The organism is Leifsonia aquatica H1aii (assembly GCF_000633535.1).
GTDB classification, from domain to species: domain Bacteria; phylum Actinomycetota; class Actinomycetes; order Actinomycetales; family Microbacteriaceae; genus Leifsonia; species Leifsonia aquatica_A.
Window position 1 is genome coordinate 1 of sequence record NZ_AYMR01000060.1, and the last position, 3292, is coordinate 3292.

General features: G+C 64.4%; 4 protein-coding genes and 1 pseudogene. 1 reads left to right on the forward strand and 4 read right to left on the reverse strand.

Features of this window, described 5'->3' with window-relative positions; translation table 11 throughout:
* The 3 genes and pseudogenes from U870_RS0122085 to U870_RS0122105 all read right to left on the reverse strand — a co-directional run.
* Positions 1-390 (reverse strand): annotated as a pseudogene (locus tag U870_RS0122085) (hypothetical protein); the annotation flags it as partial.
* 863 nt (positions 391-1253) lie between these two features.
* Complete coding sequence (locus tag U870_RS0122100) at positions 1254-1532, reverse strand: type II toxin-antitoxin system RelE family toxin (RefSeq protein ID WP_025159512.1); 279 nt, start codon at positions 1530-1532, stop codon at positions 1254-1256.
* The gene (locus tag U870_RS0122105) at positions 1529-1798 is read right to left on the reverse strand and encodes a type II toxin-antitoxin system Phd/YefM family antitoxin (RefSeq protein ID WP_025159513.1); all 270 of its coding nucleotides are present in this window, start codon (positions 1796-1798) and stop codon (positions 1529-1531) included. The genes U870_RS0122100 and U870_RS0122105 overlap by 4 nt, the downstream gene beginning before the upstream one ends.
* 232 nt (positions 1799-2030) lie before the next feature.
* On the opposite strand from U870_RS0122105, the gene U870_RS24575 reads away from it, so the two are divergent.
* Complete coding sequence (locus tag U870_RS24575; protein ID WP_162819246.1) at positions 2031-2552, forward strand: hypothetical protein; 522 nt, start codon at positions 2031-2033, stop codon at positions 2550-2552.
* Between the two features lie 545 nt (positions 2553-3097).
* Here U870_RS24575 and U870_RS23880 read toward each other — a convergent pair.
* A partial coding sequence (locus tag U870_RS23880) for an IS3 family transposase (RefSeq protein WP_162819248.1) occupies positions 3098-3292 on the reverse strand: 195 nt, incomplete at its 5' end.

Sequence of the window (3292 nt, forward strand, 5' to 3'; positions counted from 1 at the left end):
GCGGCCACTCACTCTTTCCGCTAGCGCACTCACTCCCGGTAGCTGGACTTCCAGAAGATCGGCGGCGAACGCGAGGCGTTCGAGGATCATCTTATCGTGCGGCTGTACTCCGTTCTCGCGCTCGAGCCACACCGTTCCTGCGGCGTACGGCCGCTCGCCGGCACGCGCAACGCCACCCTCCTCAGCGGCCCGCCGCCCATCCAGCCCGAACCGCAGGGTGCGGCCCTTACGATCGGCGCCGGCGACCGTCCCGGCGAGCAGCGCCGCGCCACGCAGCAAGCCGTCGAGGCAAGCATGGCGGTCAATCAACGCGTCGAAGAACGACACGACCTTCAGGGCTTCACTCGCCTCCGGATCGAGCGCGGAAAGCTTGCCCACCAACTCCTGCATGTCCGCTCCATCGCCTGACTCAGCCCAGCCTACCTTCGCGCGGACCATCGGCGGCCCGGTATCCCTCTTCGTGTTGTTGGTGATCGCCTGCGCGCGGCTTCCCGCGTCAGAAGCCGATCGAAGTCCCACCCGGATACGTCGGCCCGGTGTAGGACCGCGTCGGGTCATGCTGGAACGGGTCGGCGGCCGGCTCCCTCCGCGGCTCCTGCATGCGCACCTGCGGCGCGAGGCCCTCATCCCGCGCGCGATTCGTGCGGGTCGCGGTGCTCTGCAGGGCAGTGGACACGAGTTTCAACGGCGGGTAGCGAAGCGCCGTGGCAAGCCGGTAGATCGCGACCCGCGTCCTCCGTCTCCGCAGTGTCCCGATCTCGCGGATGGTGCAGCTCGAGTACTTGTCCGGCGCACGCCTGTCTGCCTCCCCGACTTCCGGGACCAGGTGCGCCTCTCCGACGCCCTGCTCCAAGCCCACCAGGTAAAAGAGCAACGCGAACGCCAGAACCCTAGGCGTTGCGCCTCACGACGTGGTTGGCCATCATCGCGCGGGAGGCGGCGCCAGGTGAGTCGATCTCATGACGGCAACGGCATACAGAGGGTCACCGTAATCAGCGCGCCGCCGATCGTTCGCTTCGGGTCGTCCCGATCCAACTGGTGACCCCCCCGGTCGCAAGATGTAGTCGAGTGCGACTTCACGATCATCGAATCCCGGAAGCTTTGCATGCCCTTGGGCTACCGCCGCGCGGAAGTTGACCAGTTCTCCACCACCCAATGGCCATCCCAGAGGTCCATCGACTCCAGCAGGCTGAGGGGCTTCTTGCTCATATTCTCAATCCTCCTCGAATCCGCTGACATTGTTCACGGGCCGGCTAGAAGCCGCGGTAAGCATCTGAGCGATGCGCGATCCGCATCACCTCAACCAATCGCTGTTCTTCGTCGACGCGAACCAGCACCCGGTAAGCGATGCCCACGTAGCCAGACCGCATCCCCTGCAGCTCGGCACCCAACGGCTTCGTCACTCGCATCGGGTTGTCCGACAGCGGTCCATCCAGGAACCGCAACACGGCGTCCGCCATCTTCGGCGTCAACCGAGCCAGGGCGCGCGCCGCTGGCCGAGACAGCTCGATGCGGTAGCTCGGGTCCGTCACCGATTCGCCAGTTGCGCGCGAACCTCATCCAATGACAGCATCCGCCCCTCGGCAGCATCCTCCTCAGCCTCGGCCATTTCGGCCGCGTGCGACGGATCAGACAGCCAGGCCAGCGTCTCCTGCAGGGCATCCAGATCCTCGGGAGAGATCAGCACGGCGGCCGGCTTCCCATGGCGTGTGATTACCACGGCGTCATGCGTCGCTTCGACACCCTCAACTAGGTTCGACAGCTTGTCCTTCGCTTCACTCACCGACATCGTCTGCATGTTACGATCATGCCAGATTTCCGGCCACTTTTATAGACCAAATTATAGCCGAGAATGATGATTCTGGCATCTAGAGATAGGTCTATCGGCCGTCCCCCTACGTCGGGCTGTCCCCCGTCGGTGCCCCAAAAACCTACTTAGTTGGGACCGACCGATCGGTATGTTCGGGATCGGGGAGGGGTTCTTTGGGGGGCAAATCCGGTCGTCGACCTAGCTCCGATTGGAGAAAGCAATGAGGCTGAAGAAGGCCATCTACGCGGCTTCTGCCGCAGTTCTGATCGCATCGGGGCGCTGGTGGCGGGGCGCCAGCGAATGCGGCCACGGTCTTGTCCGGCGCGACGGATTCGTACGAACTCACCGTGGCAGGACAGACCACGACCCTCTCGGAGGGGCAGGCGGTCGTCTACCCGATGCTTCGAGTGACTCCCGCCAGCGTGACCAAGGGGTCTCACCGAACGCGGTCTATCCCGGCGACGGAACCGGGACCCTGACCGTCACCGCCAAGAACGGCGTGTACCACTACGACATCGCGATGAACGTCCCGGCCACCAATTTCGTGGGGCGCTTCTCCGTCACGGACCTCACCAGCGGGCTCAGCGGGGGCAGCCTGAACGCATGGCTGTGGTCAGGTGACATCCCCACCAGCAAGCTCCACGGACACCGGCACTCCGGCACACTCACCGGACACGCCACCTTCGCCGGCGTCATTGTTTCCACCGTGGGGCCGAACGCTACCCTCTACGCCTATCCCTGATCCGGATTCCGGGGAGGGCCGAAGCAGAACAACGCCGAGGCCCTCCCCCACCGCCCACACATCGACCTGGAGCACGATTGACATGACAGCGCAAGAGAGGACCGATGCCGCACCAACGGCTACCGGTATCCACACTCCCGTGAGCCATTCGAACTGCGTGGGCTCCGCCGGCAGTGAAATGAACGAGATCATGCACGAGAAGCCCCTCCAGCCATTGAGAGTCGACTTCCACATGGACGAGGCTGCCGCCCGAACCACCCGCGAGCTGATCGCTCGGCGCGACGAGTGACACCTCGACTTCGGTGTAGGTGTCGAGCCAGACCTGATGCGAGGCGCGGTCCCGATCGCGGGCGCCCGAGACCACGAAGTAGGCGATCAGCACCAGTTCGACGCCCGCGACGAGGAGGACCGTGCCGGTACCGCGGAGCAGGGTGCTCGCATGCCACTGTGTCACGCCGTGCGTCAGGCCGGTAGTGGGGTCGGTCGCGGCGGTCCCGAGCACGAACCAGCCGTTCAAGAGGCCTGAATCGGCCTGACCTTTGTTCCTATCTGGAGTTTTGTCCGGCAGGTGCCGGATTGGCTGATTCCAGGTCAGCGTAGTACGCGGTTTCGACCTCGATCGGGGTGTGCATGTCGAGTTCGCCGTGGAGGCGTTGATTGTTCCACCACCACACGTATTCCAAGGTCGCCAGTTCGACCTGCTCGACCGTGCGCCAGGGGCCTTGCTGACGGATCAGTTC

Bases quoted from the DNA above. Each gene is read 5' to 3' on its own strand.
- U870_RS0122105 (WP_025159513.1), bottom strand. From the start codon at position 1,798: ATGCAGACGATGTCGGTGAGTGAAGCGAAGGACAAGCTGTCGAACCTA.
- U870_RS24575 (WP_162819246.1), top strand. From the start codon at position 2,031: ATGAGGCTGAAGAAGGCCATCTACGCGGCTTCTGCCGCAGTTCTGATC.